Here is a 26,265-nt window from a genome sequence, read left to right on the forward strand (position 1 = left end):
AAAGAAATACATCTGATATACAAAAATACATGAACGAGGAACCGAGCTGGGATTTCTACCGCAGCTTTCTGACCGTGCTTCAGCAGGGTTCGCTTTCGGCCGCCGCCCGCGAACTGGGGCTGACCCAGCCGACCATAGGCCGCCATGTCGATGCACTGGAACTGGCGATCGGCGCCGAACTTTTCACCCGCTCACCGAACGGCCTGCTGCCGACCGACGCCGCACTAGCGCTGAAGCCCTATGCCGAAACGCTGGCGGCAACCACCGCCGCGCTTTTGCGCACCGCGTCCGGTGAGCGCGAGCGCGTGGCGGGAACGGTCAGGGTCAGCGCCAGCGAAGTCATCGCCGTCGAAGTGCTGCCGGCGATTCTCGGACCGCTGCAGGAGACCTATCCCGAACTGCAGATCGAGCTCTCGGCATCCGATATGATCGAGGACCTGGTGAACCGCGAGGCCGATATTGCCGTGCGCATGGCCGAGCCGCAGCAGACTGCACTCGTCGTGCGCCGCATCGGCGATATCCCCCTCGGCTTTCATGGCCATCGCCGCTATCTCGAGCGACACGGCATGCCGCAAACCTTGGCTGACCTCGCAAACCACCGGCTCATCGGCTTCGACCGGCAGACGGCCTATGTCCGCATGGCGATGAAACGCTATGCGGTGCCCGGCATCAATTTCTCCTATAGGACCGACAGCAATCTTGCCCAGCTCTCGGCGATCCGCGCCGGCGTCGGCATCGGCATCTGCCAGACAGGACTCGCGCGTGAAAATCCCGACCTTGTTCACATCCTGCCTGATGCCTTCAGCATACCGCTCGGCACATGGGTGGCGATGCATGAGAACTTGAAGTCTTCGCCGCGCTACCGCGCCACCTTTGACGCGCTGGTCGAGGGCCTGCAGGACTATCACCGATATTCGACCTGGCGGGAACGAGATGGCAACGCACAATCCGGTTGAACTCGTGCCCTATGATCCGCAATGGCCACAAGCCTTCCAGCGCATCCGCGGCAGGCTTCTGGCTTTGCTGCCGCAGGTGTTGTCCATCGATCACATCGGCAGCACGTCGATACCAGGCATGATCGCCAAGCCGCTCATCGATATCGACATCGTTCTTCCCGGCCTCGGCCATATCGAGGACGCCACACGCAAGCTTCTGGCCGAAGGCTACGAGCCACGCGGCAACCGCTATGACGACGAGGTCTGGGCATTTCTATCGAGAGGTTCAGTGCCGGCGGAACGGGTCTACCTTTGCCCTGAAGGTAACGGCACGCATCGAAACAGGCTGGCTTTCCGGGATTATCTCATTGCGCATCCGCAAGCGGCGGCCGATTATGCCGCGCTCAAACGCAGGCTGGCGGCCGAATTCCGGATGGACGGCGACAGTTATACTGCGCATAAGCGCGAATTCGTCGATGCGATCGTCGCGCGGGCATTGGCGGGAGATGATTAGCTTCCGATGCCTTGCGAGGCTTCGGCCGTGCGATCCTTCCACTGGCCGTCCACCACCTCGGTTTCCGGCCGGTCGCCGCCTTCGGCATATTCTTCATGCCACTTGCCGTTCTCGTCCTGCCAACTGATCTCGGCGGAATCGCCGCCGACCTGCTGTTCGGCCGCGACGATGCGCGCAGCTTCGAGCGCCTCGGCATGGGTCGGGAATGCCTCTGAATAGACACCTCCCAGCCTGTAGGCCCAGCCGCCGTCATGCGGCACGACTTCGTAGACCACCTTGATCATGCATCAGTCTCCTCATCTTCTTGTTGCGCATTCGCACGCTTCCGGAAAAGATCCGGATCATCGCGGCCGCTTGACGAGAATTCGAGGACGCCGCGATCTGCTTTCCGGCCCCGATGACGTTCAGTATTCCATTAAACGCCGAAGACTGCAAATGGCACTGAACCGGTGCTTGCTTGATATGCGAAATCAGCGACTTAGATAGAACGCATGAATCGAGACAGGAGCTGGGGCTTGGGGATCGCGCCACGCTTTAAAGAGGAAAAGTTTCTGGTCGCCGCACTGGTCGTTGCAGCGATCGCCTATCTCTTGGAACATGCGGTGATCGGGATGGGGCGCGGCGTCGCACTGATTGCCGCCGCTGGCCTGGTCGGCACCATCGTACTCGCCTCGATCCGCGTCGCCCATCATGCCGAACTGCTCGCCGTCAAGGTCGGCGATCCCTATGGCACGATGATCCTGACGCTTTCGGCCGTCGCCGTCGAAGTCATCATCCTCGCCATCATGATGAGCGGCGAGAGCTCGCCGACGCTGGTGCGCGACACGATCTATTCGGCCCTGATGCTCGATATCAACGGCATTCTCGGCCTGGCCGCCCTGCTCGGCGGCCTCAAGCACGGCGAACAGCCCTACAACGACAATTCCGGCAAGACCTACGGCGTGATGATCCTTACCGCCATGGGCATCTCGATGATCGTGCCGGAATTCGTACCCAGCGACAAATGGCACTATTATTCCGCCTTCACCATCGTCGCGATGATCGCGCTTTATGGCCTCTTCCTGCGCATGCAGGTCGGCCAGCACAGCTATTTCTTCAGCTACAGCTATCCGCGCTCCGAACGGAAGAACGAAAGCCCGGATGCGCATGGCCCTGATGAGTCGGCCGCGATCTCGATCGCCACCATTCTGGTCGGCGTCGTCATTATCGGCCTCCTGGCGGAGTTCATGGCCGCCTTCATGACCGAAGGCCTGCGCGACAGCGGCGCGCCGATCGCCGTGACCGCCGTCGTCGTCGCAGCGATTTCGGCCGCCCCCGAAATCCTGACCGCGTTGCGGGCGGCACTCAGGAACCGCATGCAGGCGACGGTCAACATCGCCATGGGCGCCTCGCTGTCGACGGTCATTCTGACGGTGCCCGTCATGGAGGCGATCGCGCTCTATACCGGCCAGCCCTTCATCATGGCGATGACCCCGGTACAGACGGTGATGGTGGCGATCACGCTGATTGCCGCGGCGATCAACCTCAACGATGGCGAAACCAACGCCATCGAGGGCATGACGCATTTCATCCTCTTCGCCACTTTCGTCATGCTGACGGCGCTGGGGCTTTGAAGGCTTCTTCTCTCCGACAGGAGAATGGAGAGCAGTTATCCGCCACGTAGCGTCAACTCAAAGAGCAGCTTTTTTGACAGCCCACCTTTTGAGGAGAGCTTCCGACAGTCATTCCTTCGACTTTTCAAGGAAACGCTGCTTGCGGGTTTTCGGCTTGAAGCGCCGAAAGAAACCCTCGATGGCGCGGATGGATTTGGTGACGGACATGAGCCTGTCGATCTGGCTATTTGCGTTGTGGAGCCGTTCCGACAGGACTTCGGCCGCCGTCATCGCGATCTCGATCGGCGGCACCTGTGGAAACCGTCTGGCAATTGCCGCATAGGGGCTGGCATCCACGCCGCCCATCATCGAGATCGTGCCCATACGTGCAAAGAGACGCAGGAAGATCTGCTCGAACGTCCAGTCGTGCACGTCGAAGACCTTCCACTTCTCGCTCCTCTTCGCTGAAAAACCGGCAAGCAGGATTTTGCCCGGCAGTTGCAGCTCGGCGAGCCACAGCGCCACCGCAAAACCACTCGTCGCGATCTTGCCCACCGGATAGAGGTCGACGAGCATTTTCGTCAGATCGAGGTGACGGGTTTCAGCGCCTTCGAAGCGGCCCTCTTCGCTGAAGTTTTCCTCCGGGGAGACGCGAATGTTGACGACGCCCAAAAAATCGTCGCCGGCAAAGAAGCGCAGAACATCCGCCGCCTCGCGCCGGTGGACGATATTGGCGCCCATCACGCCGCTGCGGGCAAACAGCACCGCATGGCCAGCGAAGGGCTCGTCGAGCACCTTGTAGACATTGTTGAAGAAGACGTAGAGCGCCGTCTCCGGCAATTCGCTTCGCAACCGTTTGAAGTCGACGGCTTCGCTGTTTGCCACCAGCACGACGTGGGAATAGGGCGACAACAGCGCCTTCCACGCATCCGGCGTCAGAAAATTGAAGCCGCTATCCGGGGCGGCCATGGTCTGCGTGTCGCTGGGGATTGCTTCCATATCGGCTCACATGCACTTTCCAAGGACGATGCGCTCTGCCGTCCCACTAGCTGTTGCTGAAATAGGCGCGTGTCCGCGCCAGCCGCGCCAGCCCGCCGATCCGCTTTCCCAAATGCGAAAGGAACCCCGCGATCCGGCCCGTCATCGACGGCTGCCTGCAGAAGGAAGCCCATGGCGTATTGGCGAGGTCCTCGGCATAACGCTTGGCCATCCGGCGATGCACCCACGGCACAGTCGCCTGCCACGGCTTTTTCCGGCCGGTGAAATGGATGATCGCCGGCCGGCCGACGAAAGGCAGGAGGCCGGTCTGCGTGTTCCAGCGCGGATCGAGCACCAGCCAGTCGCCATCGAAAGTGACGTTCAGCGCATCCTGGTCGTTATTCTCGAAAAGATGCGACCGCTCCTCGAATATCTCCCGTGTCCTGGCAAAAAGCCCCCTCGCCCGGCAGGCAGACCAGTCGAAAAGCAGCACGCCGGCATTGAAATAGCGCCCGCCCTCGCGCATGCCGATCTTCCGCTGCCGTGCGCCGGCCTTCTCGGGAAAGGCCATGACATAATCGTCTATGGCGGCAAGCGCCCTGCCCTGCAAATTCATGGTGAAGAGGTCGTCGACCGGCGCAACCGCAAGCACATCGGCATCGAGATAAAGCAGCCGCTCGACATGATCTGGAATGTGCAGATCCATGTAGAGCCGCGCCAGCGTCGCACCCGACCAGCGGCCCCGCGCCTGCAGCGCCGTATCCGGCGTATTGTAGGGCAACACCCTGATTGCCATGCCGTGCAGCCGTGCGAAATTTCCGACCTCGGCGATCTCGTTCGGCTTGAGGTCGATGCCGAGAAGCAGGAACTCCACAGTGGAACTTGAAAGATTGCGCTTGACGGAAAGCAGGGTGCAGCAGGCGGCCGGCAACATGTTGACATCCGAACAGACGATCACGGCACTCTGCTGCAAAATCCCGGCCTCCCGAAGCGGCGACTTAAACTGATGCCGGATATCTAGTTGGTTTGATGCCAACCCGCAACCGCAGATCACCCGCCGAACCGTCGCTCTGCGTCACGTTTTGAATCGGAATTCAACGACTTGCGAGGCAAAGCGGATTCAGATGAGAAGCATGTTGAATCGGAACGTGAACCTAGAGCCGCAACGCCAATGGATGATCGACGAGCAGCCGGTCGACTGTTGCAAGCTGCAATCCCTCGACCTTGCATTGCGCAAGCAGCAAGCGCGCGTCTCCGGCTCGGGATCGGCGGCGGTGATGACGTGCGCGATATTGATGGGCAGGATCGTCAACCCGGTGCCCTGCAGGTAGGCTGGAATAACGTCCAGGGTTAGTCGCGGCAGCAACTTTCCAAGTCGTGTCTTGATCGCGATTTCCGAAAGGCTTGCGACGCTGACGAAACCTTCGGTCGCAGCGTTCAAAAGCACACGTTGGACATCAGGAAAGCGGTCCGTCAGATTTCGTTGGACGATTGCGATGATCATATGCGTGTCGAGTAGCGCACGCATGATCACGGCAGCGGCTTGAGAAGGAAATCTTCCGGCAAAGGATCGTCGAAGTCGTCGGCGATATACATCTCTGTCCGCGTGATACCCTTGGAACGAAGGTAGGCTTCGCCGGCTTCCAGGTTCAAACCGCCGCGTTTTCGATGCGGCACGAGATCGAACACCGGCCGGCCGTTGCGTGTCACGACAATGGTTTCACCTTCCTCGACCTCACGGGCGAGTTCGGTCAAGCGGTTCTTCGCATCGCGGATCGAAACGGTCTTCATGCAGCTAAATGTAGCCACATGCAGCCACATCATCAACGCCGCAAACAAAAGGCCCGCCGTCGCCAGCAGGCCTTCGATTGGTGTTTTGAGACCCGCTTACTTGCAGGCGCCGCAGAAGCGCTGGATGCGGCGGCAAGCCTCCTCGAGCAGCTCTTCCGAAGTCGCGTAGGAGATGCGGAAGTTCGGGCCGAGGCCGAAGGCCGAACCGTGAACGACGGCAACGCCTTCCGTTTCCAGAAGCTCAGAAACGAAATCCTCGTCCGTCTCGATCACCTTGCCCGACGGAGCCGTCTTGCCGATCAGGCCGGCGCAGGACGGATAGACATAGAAGGCGCCTTCCGGCACCGGGCAGACAATGCCCTTGGCCTGGTTTAGCATCGAAACGACGAGATCGCGACGGCCTTCGAAGATCTTCTTGTTCGCAGGGATGAAGTCCTGCGTACCGTTCAGCGCTTCGACAGCCGCCCACTGGGCGATCGACGTCGCACCCGAGGTCTGCTGACCCTGGATCATATCCATGGCCTTGATGAGCTGGATCGGACCGGCCGCATAGCCGATGCGCCAGCCGGTCATCGCATAGGCCTTGGAGACACCGTTCATAGTCAGCGTGCGGTCGTAGAGCTTCGGCTCGACTTCCACAGGCGTGACGAACTTGAAGTCGCCATAGGTCAGGTGCTCGTACATGTCGTCGGTCAGCACCCAGACCTGCGGATGCTTCATCAGCACATCCGTCAGCGCCTTCAACTCGTCCTGCGTATAGGCTGCCCCCGTCGGGTTGGACGGCGAGTTGAAGATGAACCACTTGGTCTTCGGCGTGATCGCCTTTTCGAGATCGGCGGCCTGGAGCTTGAAGTTATGCTCCTGGGTGGCCGAAACGAAAACCGGCGTGCCGCCGCACAGCGCCACCATCTCAGGATAAGAAACCCAGTAAGGCGCCGGGATGACGACTTCGTCGCCGGGGTTCAGCGTCGCCATGAAGGCGTTGAAAAGGATCTGCTTGCCACCGGTGCCGACGATCGTCTGCTCCCAGGAATAGTCGAGGCCGTTCTCGCGCTTGAACTTTGCGGCGATCGCCTTGCGCAGCTCGGGAATGCCGGAAACCGGCGTGTACTTCGTTTCGCCGCGGTTGATCGCGTCGATGGCGGCCGTCTTGATATTATCGGGCGTATCGAAATCCGGTTCACCCGCGCCAAGGCCGATGACGTCACGTCCTTTTGCTTTCAGCTCGCGCGCTTTCTGGGAGACGGCGATGGTGGCTGAAGGCTTCACACGGGAAAGAGCATCGGCAAGGAAAGCCATGATAACGGTCCTAATGGTTGAAACGGGCAGAAAGCCGGGACCGGAGTTCTGCGGTTAGCTCTATGTCCAATGTATGACGGCATTTCAAGCGGAAAGGCGTCATGGTGGCATGATTCTTATTGATCGGTTCGCCGCGCCACCCGCCCGGCATGCCGTCCCCTTCGGAGAGGCTTGCGTCACGCGGTCGAAACGCCAGGCGAAGATCTTGAATCAATCTCTGAAGTCATCCGGATTTATCCCCTGAAATCAGTGGCATCGTCGAATTCGGCCATTGCCACGAATAAGCCGCAACAAATGCCGCGCCACGCCGCAATTCCGTCGCGAGCGCGCCGAGATCGAAGCCGCATCATCCGGCATCCGAAATTGGTTATTGAGGGTATGCCAATGTTTCTGGAAGATGAGTTTATCATAGGGCGCATTCGTGCGCGCCGAATTTCCGTTTCAGTCCTTGTTGCCTTCACCGCCTTTGCCGCCTGCATCGCCGCGATACTGGGGCTTGCCTCCGCCGCCCGCGCCGGGCAGACGCCGCAGGCATCCGCCCAGCTTTCAGCGCTTGTCCGGCCGAACGACGTCAATAGCGGCTCGCTGCTCTTTCCGTCGAAGGAGTCGGGCTTTTATGTCGAAGCGCCGCGGCTGAAGACCGATGTCGCCATCGATGTCTCCGGTCCTATCGCCAGGGTGAAGGTGACGCAGCGCTTCCAGAATCCGAGCCAGGGTTGGGTCGAAGGCACCTATGTCTTCCCGCTGCCGGACAATTCCGCCATCGACGCGCTGAAAATGCAGATCGGCGAACGCTTCATCGAAGGCCAGATCAAACCGCGACAGGAAGCCCGCGAGATCTACGAACAGGCCAAGGCCGAGGGCAAGAAGACGGCGTTGCTCGAGCAGCAGCGGCCGAACATCTTCACCAACCAGGTCGCCAATATCGGTCCCGGCGAAACCATCGTCGTCCAGATCGAATACCAGCAGACCATCCACCAGTCGGGCGGCGAGCTCTCGCTGCGCTTCCCGATGGTCGTCGCTCCGCGCTATAATCCGGCGCCGATCGTCCAGACTGTCGAGTTCAACAACGGCGCCGGTTTCGCGACGCCGCGCGACCCGGTGGAAAACCGCGACAAGATCGAAGCCCCCGTGCTCGATCCGCGTGAGAACGCCAGGATCAATCCGGTTTCACTGACCGTCGACCTCCGGGCCGGTTTCCCGCTCGGCGATGTCAAATCGTCCTTCCACGCGGTCGATATCAGCCAGGACGGCGACCAGGCGAGGACGATCAGCCTGAAGGCGGACACCGTTCCCGCCGATAAGGATTTCGAACTCACCTGGAAGGCCGCTCCTGGAAAGATGCCGAGCGCCGGCCTCTTCCGCGAAGTGATTGATGGTAAGACCTATCTGCTCGCCTTCGTCACCCCGCCCACGGCCCCGGATGCGGCAGCACCGCGGGCAAAACGCGAGGTCATCTTCGTCATCGACAATTCCGGCTCCATGTCCGGCCCGTCGATCGAGCAGGCAAGGCAGAGCCTGGCGCTCGCCATCTCCAAGCTGAACCCCGACGACCGCTTCAACGTCATCCGTTTCGACGATACGATGACTGACTATTTCAAGGGTCTCGTCACTGCCACCCCTGACAATCGCGAAAAGGCGATCGCCTATGTCAGAGGCCTGACCGCCGACGGCGGCACGGAAATGCAGCCTGCCTTGCAGGCTGCGCTGCGCAACCAGGGACCGGTCGCAAGCGGAGCGCTGCGCCAAGTCGTGTTCTTGACGGATGGCGCGATCGGCAACGAACAGCAGCTCTTCCAGGAAATCACCGCAAACCGCGGCGACTCTCGCGTCTTCACCGTCGGCATCGGCTCGGCGCCGAACACCTATTTCATGACCAAGGCTGCCGAGATCGGCCGCGGCACCTTCACGGCGATCGGCTCGACCGACCAGGTGGCAAGCCGCATGGGCGAGCTTTTCGCCAAGCTGCAGAACCCAGCCATGACCGATATCACTGCCACCTTCGAAGGCATCGAAGCAGAGAATATCACGCCGAACCCGATGCCGGATCTCTATAGCGGCGAACCCGTCGTGCTGACCGCTGAGTTGCCTGAAGAGAAGCCCACCGGCAAGCTGCAGATCATCGGCAAGACAGGCGATCAGCCCTGGCGCGTCGAGATGGATATCGCCAACGCCGCCGACGGCAGCGGCATTTCCAAGCTCTGGGCACGCCGCAAGATGGACGATTTCGAGGCGCGCGCCTATGAGCGTCAGGATCCGGCCGCGCTCGACAAGGATATCGAGACGGTGGCGCTCGCCCACCATCTCGTCTCCCGCGTCACCAGCCTGGTTGCCGTCGATGTCACCCCGTCGCGCCCGGCCGATCAGCCGCTCGGCTCGGCCAAGCTGCCGCTCAACCTGCCGGATGGCTGGGACTTCGATAAGGTCTTCGGCGAAAACGCGGCGCCTCTTGGCGGCGGAGAACGCCATGGCTCGGCTACGCCGGCAGAAAACAGCGGACCGGAGCTGGCGGCCGCCGAAACACAGGATCTCGCCGCATCGCCTGAGATCGCAAACATGATGGCCGCAGCCCCGACCGCCAAGGCCGCCACCATGATCGCGCAGAAGAGCTCGACCGTGAACCTGCCGCAGACGGCGACGCGCGCCGACGAGCAGATCATCCGCGGGCTGACCATGCTGCTCCTGGCGCTGACGGCGGCAAGCGGGCTGGCCGTCTGGCGGCGGCGCCTCAAGCGCATTATCGCAGTTGGAGCCAAGCGAAATGGTCTCTAGGCTCACTGCAAGCCCGAACGAGGAAGCGGCGGAATTCGAGCCGCTTCCGACCTATCTGGAACTCGCCATGGCCGCCGCCACGGCCCACGACATGCCGAAGCCTCGCCAGCGGAAGGGTTTCTTTCTCTGGCGTCTTTCCTCGATCGAAAAGGCAATCGCCTTTGCCATCGCCGGCCTTGCCTTTTATGGCTTGGCGCTGATCGGCGACGGTTTCCTGCTGAAGGCGAAAGCGGAGCTCTCCCAGATCCTGCTGAAACGCGCATTCGCCGCGGAGCTTCAGGGGAAAGAGACAAAACCCTGGCCCTGGGCGGATTTCACCACGGAGGCCAAGGTGCGCGCCCCGCGCCTCGGCAAGGAGGCGATCGTGCTCTCCGGCGCCTCTGGCGAGGCTCTAGCCTTCGGTCCGGCCTGGCTCGTCAACACGCCGCAGCCCGGCGACGAAGGCACCTCCGTCATTGCCGCCCATCGCGACACGCATTTCCGCTGGCTGCAATATATAAGGCCCGGCGATACGATCGAGGTCACCCGCCGCGACGGCAAACTATTGACCTTCAAGGCCGGCGAAGGCCGCATCGCCCCGTGGGATGCCAACGGCATCGATCCCTCCTCCGATGGCCGCCGCCTGGTGCTGACCACCTGCTGGCCCTTTGACGCGACGGAACGCGGGCCGTTGCGCTACATCCTTGAGGCAGAATTGGTTGACGACCAGGCGACGGGTTCGGTTCAACCGGTAAACACAAAGCCGTTATTGCAGGTCGAATGAGGGTTGAAGCCTTTCCCTGCCCGCTCCACGTTCCACATGGAGAAACGACGGGGAGCAACATGAAGAGAATATCCGCCTTCCATTTCGCCGCAGCGCTGGTTCTGTTCGGCACGGTGTCCGCTGATGCGGCCGACACCGTCAACACGCAGGAACTCGCCGTCCGTGTCGACAAGCTCGCCGACGGCCTCGAACATCCCTGGGCGGTGGAGGTGTTGCCCGATGGCGCTTATCTCGTCACCGAGCGGCCGGGCCGCATGCGCATCGTCCGCGACGGCAAGGTCTCCGACCCGATTGGCGGCGTGCCCAAGGTCAGCGCCCGTGGCCAGGGCGGCCTGATGGACGTGGCGCTCGCGCCGGACTTTGCGACATCTAGAAAGCTCTATTTCACCGCCGCCATCGCCAACAGCCAGGGCTCCGGCACCGAAGCCTTCAGCGCCACGCTTTCCACCGACGAGAAGACACTCGACGCCGTGACGCCTATCTTCAGCATGCGGCGCTTCACGTCAGGCAACATCCAGTACGGCTCGCGCATCGCGATATCAGGTGACGGTACGCTCTTCATCAGCGTCGGCGATCGCGGCAACCGCGACCGCTCGCAGAACTGGCAGGACGATGCCGGCTCGATCATCCACATCAATGCCGATGGCAGCATCCCTGCCGGCAATCCGTTCAAGGACGGCGGCAAGGCACTGCCGGAAATCTGGTCGAAAGGCCACCGCAACCCGCAGGGCATCACCTTCGACGCCAAGGATGGCAAGCTCTATACCGTCGAACACGGTGCGCGCGGCGGCGACGAGATCAACCAGCCCGAGGCCGGCAAGAATTACGGCTGGCCGATCATTACCTACGGCCGCGACTATTCGGGCGCCGAGATCGGCGAAGGCACCGCCAAGGAGGGGCTGGAACAGCCGCTGCATTATTGGGATCCTTCGATCGCGCCGGGCGCCCTCGTCGTCTATCGCGGCGCCATGTTCCCGGAATGGGACGGCAATTTCCTCGTCGCGGCGCTGAAGTTCCAGCTGCTCTCGCGCATGCAGCGTGACGAAACCGGCGCCTTCGTCGCCGAGGAGCGCCTGTTCAAAGGCGAATACGGCCGCATCCGCGACGTCGTCGTCGCACCCGACGGCGCCCTGCTGATGGTGACGGATGAGGACAACGGCGCGCTGCTCAGGATCTCCAGGGCACAAGCCCGTAACGGCTGAGACGTCACAACGCGCCGCGCAGCTCCTTGCGGATGACGAACTTCAGCCCGGACCAGATCTCGTCGACGGCGCAGACCTTGACGTCGACTAGGCCAGTTGGGAGCAGAACCTCCCGCAGTACGTCCTCGGTGATATCGGTCGAAACCCGTGAACTCTTCTTCGGCCAGGAGATCCAGACCATCCCATCCGGTCTCAGGTCGCGAAAAAGCGCGGGCGCGATGGCCTCCAGCGCCGCACGTTCTGTCGTAAACAGATGCACATAGTCGAATGCACGTTGAGGCGTCTCGGGAAGCGTGTGGACAACCGAAGCAAAACCGTCGAAACCATTGATGTCGCCGATCGATTCGGGAATGCCGAGAAGAGCGGCTGCCTGCCCCTGTGCGAGGCCGAGTTTCCTGACGAGCGGCGTGCCGGAATAGCCTCCCGTCCCAGGCGCCGCCGCACCGCCGGCCGGCTTCCGTTCTTCGCCTCGCATGTCTTCACCTCCGTCAACCGGCACGAAGTCTTCACCCTTGCCGAAAGCAAACGCAACTGCTAACCGCTCGGGCACATCTCCTTCCCATCGAGGACGACATGACGCGCGTTCAGGCGAACCTCCTCCTATTGCTTGCAGCCGCCATCTGGGGCGGCGGCTTCGTCGCGCAGTCGACGGCGATGAAGGCGATCGGCCCCTTCTGGTTCATCGGTCTGCGCTTTGCCGTCGCCACCCTGGCCGTGCTGCCCTTCGTCCTTTTTGAAGCGCGCAAGGCAAAGGAGAAGACCAGCGCACGTCATGCGAAGCTCTACATCCTGATCGGCCTTGCCCTTTTCGGCGGCGCAGCCACGCAGCAAGTCGGACTGCAGACGACGACGGTGACGAATTCCAGCTTCATCACCGGCCTCTACGTCGTTTTCGTGCCTGTTATCGCCGTGTTCTTCCTGCGCCGTGCCCCGCATTGGATCATCTGGCCGGGGGCGCTGATGGCCGTCACCGGCATCTATCTGCTGTCCGGCGGCCATCTCTCGGCGCTGACACCTGGCGATCTGCTGACCGTAGTCTGTGCCGTCTTCTGGGCGATTCAGATCACCCTTGCCGGCACGACCGTTTCCGAGACCGGGAGGCCGCTCGCACTCTCCGCCACGCAATTTGCCGTCACCGCGGTCTGTGCGCTGGCCGTTGCCGCAGCCGTCGAACCTGTCAGCCTTTCGGCAATACAGGCCGCGGCGCCGGAGATCCTTTATGTCGGCATCTTCTCCTCGGGCGTGGCTTTCGTGCTGCAGGTGATCGGCCAGCGCTACACGACGCCCTCGCAGGCCGCGATCTTTCTTTCTTCTGAAGCGCTCTTCGGTGCCTCGCTTGCAGCCCTGCTGCTCGGCGAAACGATGCCGGTAACAGGTTATGCAGGTTGCGCGCTAATGTTTATCGCTATGCTTGTGGTCGAACTCGTGCCGGGATTGACCCGCCGACGCCTGCCAGCCACGTGAACACGCGTCCAAATATGGGTGAGTCACTCATCCGAGAAAAAATTTATCGGATGCGGGAGACGCGTTCACGTTGCATTTTTGGGAAAATCTGCTCGGAACTTATATTGCAGACGATATAAAACGTTAATCATCCCCTATCGGCGAAGGAATTTTTCGCGTTTTTGCGCAAATTGGATATCGGCAGGGGTGCGCCCCGAACGACACGTTAAAAAACTTTTGCTTGCCAAAATCCTTTAAACGCAGCACTCTCAGCGCGTTCGGGCATTTTGCGAGCATGGGAAGTCCTTAAGTATTTGCGCGCCGGGAACGCTAATATTCCGGTCAGCCGGTTCCGAAAATGGCGGGCGAAAGTCCTGCCTGGAACAGGCCGAGGTAGAGGGGACCTTTTTCTCAAATTTCAAGAATTGCCTTCTAACACCTCCCGCAAGGAGGCAATGCTATGATGCTGCCCGTGTGGATGGCGGGCAGAGAGAAAAGGACCTTAGGCATGGCAGAGACTGGCACTGTAAAATTCTTCAATACCGACAAAGGCTTCGGCTTCATCAAGCCGGACCGGGGCGGCGCCGATATCTTCGTTCACATTTCTGCCGTTCAGGCCTCCGGCTTGGCCGGTCTGACGGAAAACCAGAAGGTAAGCTTCGACACGGAGCCGGATCGCCGCGGCAAGGGCCCGAAGGCCGTCAATCTGCAGATTGCGGGCTGAACCCTTAACAAGGCTGGCGAATTCGAGTTGAAGCCCGGCAGCAATGCCGGGTTTTGTTGTTCAGCCTTCGTTCAGCTACAAATCTGTACGACTGTGACCATCGAGAAAGGAACCGGCGTTCGGTTCCCGGGATTAGGATTTATGCTTATGAACAGGCTCGCCAAGACCCTTCTGCTGACGGCAACCGCTGCCGCACTCACGCTTTCCGCCATCGGTGAAGCGTCGGCCCGCGACCGCCACTGGCGCCATGGCAATCACGACAACAACGATGCGTGGGTCGGCGGCGCCGTCGGCCTTGCCACCGGCCTGATCGTCGGCTCTGCCATCGCCAATGCCAATAACGGTCCGGTTTACGAAGAGCGCCGCTACATCGACCCGGCCTACGAGCCGGATTACTACGAGCCCGCTCCGGTCTATCGCGCCCCGCGCCGCGTCTATGTCGATCAGCCGCAATATTACGAGCCGGTCCGCACGGCGGTGGAGCCCTGGTCGCCGCAATGGCAGCGTTACTGCTCCTACCGCTACCGCACCTTCGATCCGCGCAGCGGCACCTACATCGGCAATGACGGTCGCAGCCACTTCTGTACCGCCGGCTGAATCGTCGAATATCCCTGATGCAAAGCGCCGCTTTTCAGCGGCGTTTTTGTTTTGCCTGGGTCAACCGGCCTTCTTTTTCCAGGGCAGCGACTCGGCCTCAGCATCGAAATCGGTCGAAACGCTCACGGTCCGCCACATCCGATCGGCTTCGATACGCGCCGCATCCGCCTTTTCGACATTGTGGACCGCATCGCTGCCGAGCAGCAGCCTGAACGGCGGCTCGTCGAGACCGGCGATGTGGATGACGACCGCAGCCGCTTTGGCAGGATCACCGGGCTGGCGACCATCATATTCACGTTGGAAGCGCACCGTGGCGCCGACCGTCTCCGCATAGTCCTGCCGGCCTTCGGCAAGCACCGTCGAGGAGCCGGCGAAATCGGTCCTGAAGCCGCCGGGCTCGATCACCGTTACCCTGATGCCGAACGGCGCGACCTCCTTCGACAACACCTCGGAAAAACCCTCGACACCAAATTTCGCCGCCGAATAGGCGCCGCGCCCGGCAGGTCCGATCCGGCCACCGACGGATGAGAACTGGATGATGTGCCCCGCCCCCTGCCCGCGCATCAGGGCGATGACTGCCTTGGTCATGATGATCGTGCCGAAGAGGTTGGTCTCGATCTGGGCCCGGAAATCGGCAAGGCTGGTATCCTCGATCGAGCCGACATTGCCATAGCCGGCATTGTTGACAAGCACGTCGATGCGCCCGAACCTCTTCACACCAGCCTCGACTGCCGCCGCTGCCGCCACCTCGTCGGTCACGTCAAGCGCCAGCGTCAGGACCTGATCGCCATACCGTTCCGAAAGATCGGCAAGCAGGCCGGGATCGCGCGCTGTCGCCACAAGATTGTCGCCGGCGGCCAATACCGCCTCCGCCAGCGCCCGGCCGAGACCACGCGAACTCCCTGTTATCAACCAGACCCTGGACATCGGAAACCCTCCTTCTTTGGTTCCCGGTTCATGTATGGTCTATTGTATCCGATCGAAAGAAGGTACCCAGACGATCTATACACACCTTGAGGTAACTGACGTGAGCAGCGACATGTTCGATTTCTGCAGCAGCATGACGGACGAACAGGATGGGCGAGCCCGCGAACTGATCGAGCGGGCGGCAGCGAAATGGCCGCTGCGCATCCTGCATGTGCTCTCCGATGCCGGCGCACCCGTGCGTTTCTCGCGCCTTATGGAGAGGGTCGAGGGCATCAGTCAGAAAGTGCTGACGCAGACGCTGCGCACCCTCGAAAGGGATGGCCTCGTCATCCGCACGCTTTATCCCCAAGTGCCGCCGCGCGTCGAATACGAGTTGACGCCGCTCGGACGCGATCTCCTCATGCAGGTCGCCGCGCTCTGGCGCTGGATCGTCGAACACCTGGACGATTTCGATGCGCGCATCGCCGTGAAGCTGACGGCCGCCAGTGCCTAAGCCGGGATGCGGATCGTTGCCCTCAGCCCGCCGAGCGGGCTGTCACTGAGCGTGACGTTGCCGCCGTGGCTACGGGCAATGTCGCGGGCGATCGCAAGGCCGAGCCCGGTGCCCGATGCATCGAGGTTGCGCGCCGTATCCAGCCGGAAGAACGGCTTGAACACGTCCTCACGGTTCTTTTCCGGAATGCCAGGCCCGTCATCGTCGAAGATGACGGTCAGCCATTTGGCGTTGTGCTTGGCTTCGATGTCGAGCCTATCGGCATAACGGCGAGCATTCGAGGCGAGGTTGGTGACGAGCCGCATGAAGGCGTTCGGCCTGACGGATATGTCGTCATCGCCTTCGATGGAGTAGCTGAATTTTTTGCCGTGCAGGGCGAAATCGGATTCCAGCTTCGCGAAGATCTCACTGAGTTTCAGCTCGCCGACATCCTCTTCGACCTCACCGCGTGCAAAGGCCATATAGGCCTCCAGCATGGTCTGCATGTCGTTGACGTCATCGTTGAGGCCATGCAGGTCGGGATTGTCGCCGGCCAGCGCCAGTTGCAACTTGAAGCGGGTGAGGATGGTGCGCAGATCATGGCTGACGCCGGAGAGCATCGCGGTGCGCTGCTCGATCTGCCGTTCGATTCGCTCGCGCATCAGGATGAAGGCAAGGCCGGCGCGCCTGACCTCGTCGGCGCCCCGCGGATAGAAATTATCGGGCTTCTGCCCCTTGCCGAAGCTTTCGGCCGCGCGCGCCAAGGTCAAGATCGGCCGGATCTGCCCGCGCAGGAAGAGGATCGAGATGCCGATCAGGACCAGCGAGGTGCCGACCATCCAGACGATGAAGATATGCGTGTTCGAGGCATAGGTCTGGCTGCGCTTGGTCAGCACCCGCAGGATCTTGTTGTCCAGTTTGATGCGGATCTCGACGAGGTTCGAGTTGCCGACCGTGTCGATCCAGAAAGGCCGATGGATCTCGTCGGTGATCTCGTCGCTGAGGATGCCGTCGAGGATCGAGAAGAACGGCTTGACGCGCGGTGGCGGCAGGTCGCCGTCCGGCTCGATCGAGATCTGCAGGCTGAGCTGGTCGCGGGCGATGCGGATAATCTCGCTATAGTCCGAATTCTGCGGATAGGTCTCGATGATCTCGATGATCGCGGCGATGTCACGGGTGACCGCAAGCGACAGCCGCTCCGTTACCATTTGCCAGTGGCGCTCCATGAAAACGGCGGCGACGACGGATTGCAAGAGCACCATCGGAATGATGATGATCAGCAGCGAGCGCGCGTAAAGGCCGGTCGGCAACCGCCGGCGCAGCCAGCGGACGATCGAGCGCCAGCCCGGCGCAGAAGTGCGGTCTTCCCGCCGCAAGCTGTCGATCGTCACCATCAGCGCCGGTCCCGAACCTTGAGTTTAGTCGATGCTCAGCCTGTATCCGATGCCGCGCACGGTCTGCAGCCAGACGGGATTGGCGGGATCGTCCTCGATCTTACGCCTCAGCCGGTTGATCTGCACGTCGATCGTCCGTTCGCCGACTTCGGTATCGTTGCCGATCAGTTCATGGCGGGGGATCGTGTCGCCGGCGCGCCGCGCAAAGAGCAGCATGATCTCCTGCTCGCGGTCGGTGAGCCGGATCACCTCGCTGGCTTTCTTCAGCTCCTTGCGGGTCAGCGAGAAGGTGTAGGGACCGAACATCACCTGTTCGATCTTCGGTCCCTCGCCGCCGGCGTTGCGGCGCAGGATGTTGTTGATGCGCAGCACCAGTTCGCGCGGGTCGAAGGGCTTGGAAAGATAGTCGTCGGCGCCCGCCTCGAGGCCTTCAATGCGGTTGCCCGATTCTGCCAGCGCCGTCAGCATGATGATCGGGACGTTCTTGATGGCGCGAAGCCCGCGGGTAACCTCGATGCCGGATTCGCCGGGCATCATCACATCCATGATGATCAGGTCGAAATCGAGACCCGCAAGCTTGCGCTGCGCCTCGGCGCCGTCGGCGGCGACGGTGACGCGGAAGCCGTTCTCGGCGAGATAGCGATTGAGCAGCGCACGGATGCGGGAGTCGTCATCGACCACCAGCAAGTGCGCCGCATCGTCGGAAATATCTGTCTTGACCGCCATTCAATCCGCCTTCTGTCTGTCCCGCATGCCGCTGAGGAAAGCTTTTACGCCCTCCCGCACCTCCGCAGAAGCCCCTTCGAATGCCCGCTCAATGCGGCGCGATTGCGGCTCGGCAAGGGCAAGCGCCAGCTCTCGTCCCGATTTCGTTGGATAGAGCTTGCGCTGCCGCCGGTCTTCAGGACCTGCCACCTGGCGAATATAGCCTGAGTCGATCAGCTGTTTCAGCACCCTTGCAAGGCTCTGCTTGGTGATCTTCAGCGTTTCGAGAAGATCGGCTACCGTCATGCCGGGATTGCGGTTGACGAAATGCACGACGCGGTGATGCGCCCGGCCGAAGCCGCTCTTTTCGAGGATAGCGTCAGGATCGGAAACGAAGTCGCGATAGGCGAAGAAGAACAGCTCGATGATCTCGAAATCGATGATATCAGTATCTTCCATTGGCGTGGCTAGCGGCTCTGGCTTGCCTGCTTTCGGGCCGGTCTGTCGTGACACTCGGCATTTCCTTTCTTTTCCGCACGCTGCCGGAAGCTTTCGCGCGTCGCTATTAGCTTCCGCGAACTCTGCGGGAGCCCCGCACGGCCTCCCATTTCCCTGGCATTTCCCCAGAAAACAAGGCCCGTCCGGCACTCCGACGCAATACGCGATTTCCCCTTGCGTCTGTGGATAAAACGTAATGGGGACAACAATCAACAGGCATGGTGCTTGAAGCGCCGGAGGAGTTTGGGGATGGCTTCGATTCCTTTGAATCAGCTGGACGGGGGCGCAGGCCAACCGCATCAACGTCGCCATCGCCATCTGGCAATGTGGCAGCTATTTCAACCCGACCGAAAAGCTGAAGGGCATCCGCCTCGATATCGCCGAATACCGCCGTCCCGATCCGAAGACGGCGCCCTACGCCTCCAAGGCTGCCGGTCTCTGCATGATCTGCACCATTTCCAAGCACGGCGCCGAAGGCAAGGGCTACGCCGATGCAATGATGCTCGATTATCGCGGCCAGGTCACTGAGGCGACCAGCGCCAACATCTTCTTCATCAAGGACGGCGTCATTCACACGCCGACCCCGGATTGCTTCCTGAACGGCATCACCCGCCAGACTGTCATCGACCCCGTTTCCGAAATCGGCCCGTATCGCTTCGTGCCGTCGACGATCTCCGAAACGCTGATGAACGACGACATGAAGGAAGTCTATCCGGCGGCGATCGCCGCCGGATAAGGCCCTCACGCAATCGGCCCGGCCACTGCATAATTCCTAAAATCGGAATCGATTTAAGGATGCAACAGTTCAAAGTGCTACCGCGTCCGTTGCGGCTCTCGAAAAGACGCGCGCCGCTGTAGATACAGACCCGTCGGGCCTTTTATCTATGCGCCCGTGCCATGACCAGTCCGGCGAGCGTCGAGAGAATGCCGCCGCCGATCAGGCCGCCGATGCCGTCGGCGATCAGGCCGGTCATAGCCGCTTCCCCACCGACCATGCTGAGCAGCATACCGCCGGCAACGCCGCCGATCGCACCTGCGATCGTACGGGCGACGACGTTGATCGCCTGCTGCTTCAAAGCGGCGCTCGCGGCGTTGCCGCCGATTGCACCGGCAATCAATTGTGTGATGAGCGGAAGTAGCGCTTCCATGATTTCCTCCTTTGGCGATCTCCCCGATCGCCGATCTATGCCGAACCTTCGGCATATTAGTATATTATCATATTTTGGAGGACAGCGTTAAGAAAAATCAACCGATGCGGGATTAAGGCAGGGAGAAACGCCCCGGAACGAGGCGGTCCGACGTCCGCCTCGCCTCAGTTTCTGTCGATCACATCATTGATAGACGTAGACGATCCGGCGTGTACCGGGATCGACCAGCACCGGCCGGTCGTTGATCCTCGTATAGCGGTACTCGTAGTCGGGAATCGTCTGGAAGGTGACGTCTGCAGGCACTTCCGCGCCGACGACGACATCGCCGCCAAGCTGCACCGTCTCACCCGGATTGGTGTCGATATAGGTGCGCACCGTCTCCGGCGGGGTGATAGTCTCGACCGACCCGACGGGGCCGAGCAACTCGTCGCCCGGCGCCGGCTGCGGATCGACCGGAACGACACTCGCGGTCGACTCGTAAGTCACGCTGGGAACGCCGATCTCGGCGCGGTGCTCTTCAACGATGACAGAGCTGCCGCCATGATCGACCTGCAGATAATCCGCATAGACCCAGCCGCGCATGCCGTTGACGTCGACACGGCACCAGCGGCTGCCTTCGATGCAACCGTCGAGCACTGCGGTGGAGCCGCGGGTGGCAAGACCGACCGAGGGATATTGTGGGCCGGGGCCAGCGCGGACGTTGAGATCGTTGACCGTCGTCGCCATCATCTCCGCATGCGCAAGACCGCCGCTCGCCAGGAGCACGGCTCCAGCCAACAGAATGTTTCTCTTCAAGGTCATGTGAGCGTCTCCTTGGTTTCGATGGGCTGACAACGCGCGGGGTTCCACGATGTTCCCCTGCACTCCGCCGAGCGGAACGCCGCGTGTGAGAGATTTCATCCAAGTGCCCTGAGGAATTGAACAAAATTCGATTTTTCCGCTCTATGCAATGGCGAAGACAGGCATAAACTCTTGTTTCAGTCCGTCTTTTTGCCGTGAGGCAGGCCGCCATGTCGGAAAATTCCGGCTGTCCTTGCCGCGGTTTCGGACTATACCCGAAGCAGCAGAGACACCAAGCGAGGCACTTATGGGCATGCTCCAGGCCGGCATCATTCCGGTGACACCCTTCCAGCAGAACTGCACGATCTTCTTCGATCCCGATACCAAGGAAGGCGTCGTCGTCGATCCCGGCGGCGACGTGCCGCTCATCCTGCAGGCGATTGCCCAGAACGGCCTGACCATCAAGGAAATCTGGCTGACACACGGCCATCTCGACCATGCGGGCGGCGCCAGTGAATTGAAGGAGGCCCTCGGCATCGACGTGGTCGGCCCGCATCAGGACGATCTGCCGCTGTTGCAACGGATCGAAACGCAGGCTGAAAAATACGGCATATCAGGATTGCGCGACGTCGTGCCCGACCGCTGGCTGAAGGACGGCGACAAGATCTCTTTCGGCGCCCATGAATTCGAAGTCTATCACACGCCCGGCCATGCCCCCGGCCACGTCATCTATTTCAACCGTGCGCAGAATTTCGCCCATCTCGGCGACGTGCTTTTCAACGGCTCGATCGGCCGCACCGACCTGCCCGGCGGCAATCATCAGCAGCTTCTCGATTCGATCCGCGACAAGGTATTGCCGCTCGGCGACGACGTCGGCTTCATCTGCGGCCACGGCCCCGGCAGCCGCATCGGCGACGAGCGGCGCAGCAATCCATTTCTGCGGGAGATCAGACCTCGTGGAGGATCCGGAGCCGACACATCAGGCGAAGCCCCGAACAACTAATGCAAGTCGCCCAAGAGTGCGCAGCGGTTTTGGGATAGCGACTTGCATAAAACAAAGACCTAAAGCGCGTCGCATGAATCCGATTCGACGCGACACGCTTTAAGCGTCAGCTCGCGCTCACATCATCTTTCGCCCGTTTGGCACCGGCTGTTCGACCGCAGCAAGCACGATCGCGCCGTTCTCGTCCTCGAATCCCAGCGTCAGCACTTCCGAGCGGAATGGCCCGATCTGGCGCGGCGGGAAATTGACGACGCCGAGCACCTGCCGGCCGATCAGGCTGTCCGGCTTATAATGCATGGTGATCTGCGCTGAGGATTTTTTGACGCCGATGTCAGGACCAAAATCGATCAGGAGTTTGAACGCCGGCTTGCGCGCCTCCGGAAAGGGGCTGGCTTCGATGATCGTGCCGACGCGGATATCGACACGCTCGAAATCGGCGTAGGTGATCTCTTCGGCCATATGGTCTCCGTCAGCCAGCCAGTTCCTCGGCCCGCTTGCGCGCCGCCGCAAGGGCTGCGTCGAACAAGGGCTGCATGCCGTCTTCGGCCATCAGCACGGCGAGCGCCGCCGCCGTGGTGCCGCCGGGAGAGGTCACATTCTCCCGCAGCCGCGAAGCGTCGTCGGGGGACTGGTGCATGAGTTCACCAGCCCCCGCGACTGTTTCCCGCGCAAGACGCATGGCGAGGTCCGCCTGCAGGCCGAGTTTACGGCCTGCCTCCGCCATACATTCGACGAGATAGAATACATAAGCCGGACCGCTGCCCGAAAGCGCCGTCACGGCATCGATATCGGCTTCCGCCGGCACCCATTCGACCGGCCCCGAGACGCGCAGAAGGGAATGGACGCGTTCGCGCTGCGGATCGCTGACCCCTGAATTGGCAAAAGCGCCGGTGACGCCGCGCCCGACCATGGCTGGCGTGTTCGGCATGGCCCGCACCATGGCGGCCTTGCCGAGATGTATCTCGAGGAAACCGAGCGTCTTGCCGGCCGCGACCGAAACGACCACCGTGTCCGGCCCGACGGCACTCTTCACCGCCGGCAGCACCGTTTCCATCACCTGCGGCTTGACCGCGAGGAACAGCACGCTTGCCTTCAAATCCGTGGGAAGCGCGGTCAGATGGGTCGCGCCAGCCTCGCTGATCGTCAAAAGCATGGCCGGCGACGGGCCGGGATCGACAACGATGACGGCCGAGCCCGGAACGCCGCTTTTCAGCCAGCCGGAGAGCATCGCCCCGCCCATGTTTCCGGCACCGATCAGAACGACGGGATGTGTCGAGGAGAAAGGGGTCGTCGGCATCTTATGCCTCGCCGACCGTTTCAAACAGCACAGCTTCCATCGCCTTCGTCGCTTCCATGCCGGACCAGACGACGAACTGGAATGCCTGAAAATAGGCTTCGCAGGTGTCGAGCGCGCTGGAAAGCAGCACCTCCACCTGGCGATTGGTAGGCTCCGCGCCGCCGGCAAGCAGCAGCGATTGGCGGAAAATGACGACATCTTCCTGGCGCCAGAGGTCGAAATGACCCATCAGCACCTGCCCGTTGATCGCCGAGAGCAGCTTGACCACCTCGTTGACCCGGATGTCGGGAACTTTGATATCGAAGGCGCAGCCAAGATGCAGCGCCTCGAACTCCTCCATCCAGGAGAAGGAGACGTGGTAGTCCGTCCAGCGGCCCTCGACCGTCATCGCGATCTCGTCCTCGCCGGACCGTTCGAACGACCAGTCGTTGTTGGAGGCAACGTACTCGATCATATCGACCGGGTTCGACTGACGCTCGACTTCCAATTCCATCAGGTTCATGCAGCACCTTCTTGACCGGAACGAATGCGACCTAACTTGGTGTACGAACACAAGAAAGACACACGCAAAATACCGGAACCACCACTCGGATGATCGTTGAACCGCTGCCAGACTTAACGCAGATAACCTGCCCGGAGCTTACCAAGTCGCTTCGAATCATCATTTAAAATCAGTGTATAGCGCCCCTTGCCCCCTGCCAGCCCCCTGAAGGGAAAATAGGACCGGCCGCTGTGGAAAGGCTCTTCGAAATTCAATTCAGAAGGGAGAATAAGCGACTCTGCGAATTGGCTTTTTTGGCAGTGTCCACAGGTGGAAAACTCACCTGGTTTTTTTAAGGAAGATGCGGCGTGTGGCATGAAGGCAACGCCGCATCTGTGTCGTATCGGGACTTAAGCGCCCTCGCCGGCAAGCTTCGCCTCGAGTGCTGCGATGCGGGCGGCAAGCGCCTCGTTCTCGTCGCGTGCCTTGATCGCCATCTCGCGCACGGCCTCGAACTCCTCGCGCTTGACGATGTCCATGCTGTTCAGCCAACGCTCGGCCTGGGCGTTGAAGGCGGTTTCGATCTCCTTGCGGACGCCCTGGGCGGCACCGGCCGCATCGGTCATCAGCTTGGCGAATTCGTCCATGATGCGGTTCGTTCCGGTCGTCATGGCGTTTTTCTCCCTTCACATGAGGTGAATTCAGCCCTTCAGGGCCTCGAGGATTGAGGTAGGGCTTCGCCATCGACGATGCAAGCGCTTTACACGGGATAAGCTTGCCGGAACCGGCCGGGAACGGGCCATCACGAACAATGGACTTGACCGTCCGGGATCGCAGCGGCATGTTCCGCGCAACTCAACAGGTGGAAAACCTTGCCGACAGCAGCCGATCTCCTTGCCATCATGCCTTTCCCGGATATCGATCCGATCGCCTTTTCGATCGGTCCGCTGGCGATTCACTGGTACGGTCTCGCCTATGTCGCCGGCATCCTGCTCGGCTGGGCCTATGCGCGTCGCATCGCCGCCAATGACAGTCTCTGGCCCGGCAACGTCTCGCCGATATCAAAGACGCAGCTCGATGATTTTATCGTCTGGGCAGCGCTTGGCGTCGTCCTCGGCGGTCGTCTCGGCTATATATTCTTCTATGATCTTCCCGCCGTCCTGCGCACTCCCGTCCGTGCGCTCGAGATCTGGAACGGCGGCATGTCCTTCCACGGCGGCCTGACCGGCACGACGATCGCCATGATCCTCTTTGCCCGCCGCAACGCCATCCCGGTCTGGAGCCTGTTCGACATTGTCGCCGCCGTCGTTCCCTTCGGCCTGTTCTTCGGCCGCATCGCCAATTTCATCAATGGCGAGCTCTGGGGCCGGTTGACCGACGTGCCCTGGGCCGTGGTCTTCCCGACCGGCGGCCCCTTCGCCCGCCATCCGAGCCAGCTTTACGAAGCCGGCCTCGAAGGCATCGTTCTGCTCCTGGTGCTGGCCGCCTTCGTCTATGGCATGCGCGCGCTGAAAAGCCCCGGCTTCATTACAGGCGTCTTCGTTTGCGGTTATGCGCTGTCGCGCATCTTCGTCGAATTCTTCCGCGAGCCTGATGCCCAGCTCGGTTACCTCCTCGGCACGAACTGGCTGACCATGGGCATGGTGCTCTCCTCCCCGATGATCCTGCTTGGCCTCTGGGCGATGCTGCGGGCCCGCCGCCAGGCTGCGCTGCGGCTCTGAAACGGCAGGACGCGCGACATGACCACCGCTCTCGGCGAAAAGATCAAGGCGATCATCCAGGCCAACGGCCCGATCAGCGTCACCGATTATTTCTCGCTTTGCCTCGCAGACCCCGAACACGGCTATTACCGCACCCGCGAGCCCTTCGGCCGTTCCGGTGATTTCGTCACCGCGCCCGAGGTCAGCCAGATCTTCGGCGAGATGATCGGCGTGTTCATCGTCCATGCGTGGCAGCGCCATGGGACACCGACTGACGTCCGCCTCGTCGAAATCGGCCCCGGCCGTGGCACCATGATATCAGACATGCTGCGCGTCATCTCCCGCATCGCTCCATCGCTTTTCGACGCCATGACCGTGCATCTCGTCGAAACCAGCGAGCGCCTGCGCGACGTCCAGAGCCAGACGCTCGAGCCTTATGGCGAGAAGATCACCTGGCACGATGGCTTCGACGAAGTACCGCCCGGCTTCACGTTGATTGCCGCCAATGAGTTGTTCGACGCCATCCCGATCCGCCAGTTCGTCCGCATGCCGACGGGTTTCCGTGAGCGCATGGTCGGCATCGATGCCGATGGCGAGCTGACTTTCGCCGCCGGCGTCGCCGGCCTCGATCCCACTTTGCTGCCCGAACCGGTGCAGAACGTACCGGTCGGCACCCTCTTCGAGATCTCGCCTGCCCGCCAGGCGGTGATGATGGCGATCTGCGAGCGGCTGCGCGCCTTCGGCGGCACGGCGCTTGCGATCGACTACGGCCATCTCGTCACCGGCTTCGGCGATACGCTGCAGGCCGTGCGCATGCATGAATTCGACCCGCCGCTCGCCCATCCAGGCGAAGCCGATCTGACGAGCCATGTCGACTTCCAGCAGCTCGCCGAAACGGCGCTTGCGGCCGGGCTGCATCTGAACGGCGCCCTGCATCAGGGTGATTTTCTGAGCGGCCTCGGCATCCTCGAACGTGCCGCCGCCCTCGGCCGCGATCGCGAGCCGCAAACCCAGCAGGTCATCCAGGCGGCGGTCGAAAGGCTCGCCGGCGCCGGTGAAGGCCGGATGGGCGAACTCTTCAAGGTGATGGCGGTCTCCTATCCCGCCCTCGATCTCATGCCCTTTCGTCCGGTGGATTGACAGGGCGCACGCGGCTGGTTCAACATCCGCCCGAAACAAGAACTTGAAGCGCGCCGCATATGCGATGCGCTTGGGATAATAACAAACTCCTCGAAAACCCCGGAATCACA

The 26,265-nt window shown here is 61.4% G+C and carries 29 protein-coding genes and 2 pseudogenes; 14 read left to right on the plus strand and 17 right to left on the minus strand.

What is annotated here, in order from left to right; genetic code table 11:
* The first annotated feature begins 29 nt into the window (after positions 1-29).
* Together OLZ32_RS17695 and OLZ32_RS17700 are read left to right on the plus strand one after the other, a co-directional pair.
* Positions 30-956 carry a LysR family transcriptional regulator gene (locus OLZ32_RS17695; protein ID WP_264399275.1) on the plus strand — a complete coding sequence of 309 codons (927 nt, stop codon included), beginning with the start codon at positions 30-32 and terminating at the stop codon, positions 954-956.
* Complete coding sequence (locus OLZ32_RS17700) at positions 934-1,449, plus strand: GrpB family protein (RefSeq protein ID WP_264399276.1); 516 nt, start codon at positions 934-936, stop codon at positions 1,447-1,449. Before OLZ32_RS17695 ends, OLZ32_RS17700 begins: the two co-directional genes overlap by 23 nt.
* On the opposite strand, the gene OLZ32_RS17705 is transcribed toward OLZ32_RS17700, so the two are convergent.
* Positions 1,446-1,733: a DUF2188 domain-containing protein gene (locus tag OLZ32_RS17705; RefSeq protein ID WP_003541669.1), complete on the minus strand. Its 288-nt coding sequence runs from the start codon at positions 1,731-1,733 to the stop codon at positions 1,446-1,448. The genes OLZ32_RS17700 and OLZ32_RS17705 overlap by 4 nt on opposite strands.
* A 231-nt stretch (positions 1,734-1,964) precedes the next feature.
* Between OLZ32_RS17705 and OLZ32_RS17710 the strand changes: the two genes are divergently transcribed.
* A complete protein-coding gene (locus OLZ32_RS17710; RefSeq protein ID WP_264399307.1) occupies positions 1,965-3,062 on the plus strand; it encodes a calcium:proton antiporter in 1,098 nt (365 codons plus the stop codon).
* 108 nt (positions 3,063-3,170) lie between these two features.
* Here OLZ32_RS17710 and OLZ32_RS17715 read toward each other — a convergent pair whose 3' ends face one another.
* The 5 genes and pseudogenes from OLZ32_RS17715 to OLZ32_RS17735 form a co-directional block, all read right to left on the minus strand.
* A complete protein-coding gene (locus tag OLZ32_RS17715; RefSeq protein WP_003541679.1) occupies positions 3,171-4,040 on the minus strand; it encodes a hypothetical protein in 870 nt (289 codons plus the stop codon).
* A 46-nt stretch (positions 4,041-4,086) separates the two neighbouring features.
* Positions 4,087-5,073 carry a glycosyltransferase family 8 protein gene (locus OLZ32_RS17720; protein ID WP_003541680.1) on the minus strand — a complete coding sequence of 329 codons (987 nt, stop codon included), beginning with the start codon at positions 5,071-5,073 and terminating at the stop codon, positions 4,087-4,089.
* 100 nt (positions 5,074-5,173) lie between these two features.
* Positions 5,174-5,547, minus strand: a pseudogene (locus OLZ32_RS17725) (type II toxin-antitoxin system VapC family toxin).
* A gap of 2 nt (positions 5,548-5,549) precedes the next feature.
* Positions 5,550-5,810, minus strand: a complete 261-nt coding sequence (locus OLZ32_RS17730) for a type II toxin-antitoxin system Phd/YefM family antitoxin (RefSeq protein ID WP_264399277.1) — start codon at positions 5,808-5,810, stop codon at positions 5,550-5,552.
* A 96-nt stretch (positions 5,811-5,906) separates the two neighbouring features.
* On the minus strand, positions 5,907-7,109 hold the full coding sequence (locus OLZ32_RS17735) for a pyridoxal phosphate-dependent aminotransferase (protein WP_018495440.1): 1,203 nt from the start codon (positions 7,107-7,109) through the stop codon (positions 5,907-5,909).
* A 384-nt stretch (positions 7,110-7,493) separates the two neighbouring features.
* On the opposite strand from OLZ32_RS17735, the gene OLZ32_RS17740 reads away from it, so the two are divergent.
* The 3 genes from OLZ32_RS17740 to OLZ32_RS17750 are packed head-to-tail and all read left to right on the plus strand — an operon-like array spanning position 7,494 to position 11,846.
* On the plus strand, positions 7,494-9,881 hold the full coding sequence (locus OLZ32_RS17740) for a marine proteobacterial sortase target protein (protein WP_264399278.1): 2,388 nt from the start codon (positions 7,494-7,496) through the stop codon (positions 9,879-9,881).
* Positions 9,871-10,644 (plus strand): class GN sortase, encoded by a 774-nt coding sequence (locus tag OLZ32_RS17745; protein WP_017989068.1) that lies wholly within the window; start codon positions 9,871-9,873, stop codon positions 10,642-10,644. Before OLZ32_RS17740 ends, OLZ32_RS17745 begins: the two co-directional genes overlap by 11 nt.
* 59 nt (positions 10,645-10,703) lie before the next feature.
* The gene (locus OLZ32_RS17750) at positions 10,704-11,846 is read left to right on the plus strand and encodes a PQQ-dependent sugar dehydrogenase (protein WP_264399279.1); all 1,143 of its coding nucleotides are present in this window, start codon (positions 10,704-10,706) and stop codon (positions 11,844-11,846) included.
* Between the two features lie 4 nt (positions 11,847-11,850).
* On the opposite strand, the gene OLZ32_RS17755 is transcribed toward OLZ32_RS17750, so the two are convergent.
* Positions 11,851-12,321: a DUF3052 domain-containing protein gene (locus OLZ32_RS17755; protein WP_264399280.1), complete on the minus strand. Its 471-nt coding sequence runs from the start codon at positions 12,319-12,321 to the stop codon at positions 11,851-11,853.
* A 98-nt stretch (positions 12,322-12,419) separates the two neighbouring features.
* Between OLZ32_RS17755 and OLZ32_RS17760 the strand changes: the two genes are divergently transcribed.
* The 3 genes from OLZ32_RS17760 (at position 12,420) to OLZ32_RS17770 (ending at position 14,610) form a co-directional block, all read left to right on the plus strand.
* On the plus strand, positions 12,420-13,310 hold the full coding sequence (locus OLZ32_RS17760; protein ID WP_113545285.1) for a DMT family transporter: 891 nt from the start codon (positions 12,420-12,422) through the stop codon (positions 13,308-13,310).
* Positions 13,311-13,797: 487 nt separating this feature from the next.
* Positions 13,798-14,013 (plus strand): cold-shock protein, encoded by a 216-nt coding sequence (locus OLZ32_RS17765; RefSeq protein WP_003561293.1) that lies wholly within the window; start codon positions 13,798-13,800, stop codon positions 14,011-14,013.
* Positions 14,014-14,154: 141 nt separating this feature from the next.
* Entirely contained in the window at positions 14,155-14,610 is a 456-nt protein-coding gene (locus OLZ32_RS17770) for a BA14K family protein (RefSeq protein ID WP_011652929.1), read from the plus strand.
* Between the two features lie 60 nt (positions 14,611-14,670).
* On the opposite strand, the gene OLZ32_RS17775 is transcribed toward OLZ32_RS17770, so the two are convergent.
* Positions 14,671-15,537: an oxidoreductase gene (locus OLZ32_RS17775; protein ID WP_264399281.1), complete on the minus strand. Its 867-nt coding sequence runs from the start codon at positions 15,535-15,537 to the stop codon at positions 14,671-14,673.
* A 34-nt stretch (positions 15,538-15,571) separates the two neighbouring features.
* Between OLZ32_RS17775 and OLZ32_RS17780 the strand changes: the two genes are divergently transcribed.
* Positions 15,572-16,030 (plus strand): winged helix-turn-helix transcriptional regulator, encoded by a 459-nt coding sequence (locus tag OLZ32_RS17780; RefSeq protein ID WP_264399282.1) that lies wholly within the window; start codon positions 15,572-15,574, stop codon positions 16,028-16,030.
* On the opposite strand, the gene OLZ32_RS17785 is transcribed toward OLZ32_RS17780, so the two are convergent.
* The 3 genes from OLZ32_RS17785 to OLZ32_RS17795 are packed head-to-tail and all read right to left on the minus strand — an operon-like array spanning position 16,027 to position 18,621.
* Entirely contained in the window at positions 16,027-17,403 is a 1,377-nt protein-coding gene (locus OLZ32_RS17785; protein ID WP_025395442.1) for an ATP-binding protein, read from the minus strand. The genes OLZ32_RS17780 and OLZ32_RS17785 overlap by 4 nt on opposite strands.
* Positions 17,404-17,427: 24 nt before the next feature.
* Positions 17,428-18,129, minus strand: coding sequence for a response regulator (locus OLZ32_RS17790; RefSeq protein WP_011652933.1), 702 nt, complete (start codon positions 18,127-18,129; stop codon positions 17,428-17,430).
* The gene (locus OLZ32_RS17795; RefSeq protein ID WP_017989072.1) at positions 18,130-18,621 is read right to left on the minus strand and encodes a MarR family winged helix-turn-helix transcriptional regulator; all 492 of its coding nucleotides are present in this window, start codon (positions 18,619-18,621) and stop codon (positions 18,130-18,132) included.
* Between the two features lie 253 nt (positions 18,622-18,874).
* On the opposite strand from OLZ32_RS17795, the pseudogene OLZ32_RS17800 reads away from it, so the two are divergent.
* Positions 18,875-19,342 (plus strand): annotated as a pseudogene (locus OLZ32_RS17800) (aminotransferase class IV); the annotation flags it as partial.
* A 142-nt stretch (positions 19,343-19,484) separates the two neighbouring features.
* Here the strand turns inward: OLZ32_RS17800 and OLZ32_RS17805 are convergent.
* Complete coding sequence (locus OLZ32_RS17805) at positions 19,485-19,754, minus strand: hypothetical protein (protein ID WP_003541697.1); 270 nt, start codon at positions 19,752-19,754, stop codon at positions 19,485-19,487.
* 183 nt (positions 19,755-19,937) lie between these two features.
* On the minus strand, positions 19,938-20,555 hold the full coding sequence (locus OLZ32_RS17810) for a DUF1236 domain-containing protein (protein WP_264399284.1): 618 nt from the start codon (positions 20,553-20,555) through the stop codon (positions 19,938-19,940).
* Positions 20,556-20,841: 286 nt separating this feature from the next.
* Between OLZ32_RS17810 and OLZ32_RS17815 the strand changes: the two genes are divergently transcribed.
* On the plus strand, positions 20,842-21,537 hold the full coding sequence (locus tag OLZ32_RS17815) for an MBL fold metallo-hydrolase (RefSeq protein ID WP_264399285.1): 696 nt from the start codon (positions 20,842-20,844) through the stop codon (positions 21,535-21,537).
* A gap of 117 nt (positions 21,538-21,654) precedes the next feature.
* On the opposite strand, the gene OLZ32_RS17820 is transcribed toward OLZ32_RS17815, so the two are convergent.
* From OLZ32_RS17820 to OLZ32_RS17835, 4 genes are all read right to left on the minus strand, one after another.
* Positions 21,655-21,996 carry a tRNA-binding protein gene (locus OLZ32_RS17820; protein WP_264399286.1) on the minus strand — a complete coding sequence of 114 codons (342 nt, stop codon included), beginning with the start codon at positions 21,994-21,996 and terminating at the stop codon, positions 21,655-21,657.
* 10 nt (positions 21,997-22,006) lie between these two features.
* Complete coding sequence (gene proC, locus OLZ32_RS17825; protein WP_264399287.1) at positions 22,007-22,834, minus strand: pyrroline-5-carboxylate reductase; 828 nt, start codon at positions 22,832-22,834, stop codon at positions 22,007-22,009.
* 1 nt (position 22,835) lies between these two features.
* Positions 22,836-23,336 carry a type III secretion system chaperone family protein gene (locus OLZ32_RS17830; RefSeq protein WP_003541709.1) on the minus strand — a complete coding sequence of 167 codons (501 nt, stop codon included), beginning with the start codon at positions 23,334-23,336 and terminating at the stop codon, positions 22,836-22,838.
* Between the two features lie 389 nt (positions 23,337-23,725).
* Positions 23,726-23,986 (minus strand): accessory factor UbiK family protein, encoded by a 261-nt coding sequence (locus OLZ32_RS17835; RefSeq protein ID WP_003541711.1) that lies wholly within the window; start codon positions 23,984-23,986, stop codon positions 23,726-23,728.
* 201 nt (positions 23,987-24,187) lie between these two features.
* Between OLZ32_RS17835 and lgt the strand changes: the two genes are divergently transcribed.
* Positions 24,188-25,036 (plus strand): prolipoprotein diacylglyceryl transferase, encoded by an 849-nt coding sequence (gene lgt, locus OLZ32_RS17840; RefSeq protein WP_264399288.1) that lies wholly within the window; start codon positions 24,188-24,190, stop codon positions 25,034-25,036.
* An 18-nt stretch (positions 25,037-25,054) separates the two neighbouring features.
* On the plus strand, positions 25,055-26,155 hold the full coding sequence (locus OLZ32_RS17845; protein ID WP_264399289.1) for a class I SAM-dependent methyltransferase: 1,101 nt from the start codon (positions 25,055-25,057) through the stop codon (positions 26,153-26,155).
* Positions 26,156-26,265 lie beyond the last annotated feature (110 nt).

It is taken from the genome of Rhizobium acaciae (assembly GCF_025941625.1).
Lineage (GTDB): Bacteria > Pseudomonadota > Alphaproteobacteria > Rhizobiales > Rhizobiaceae > Rhizobium > Rhizobium acaciae.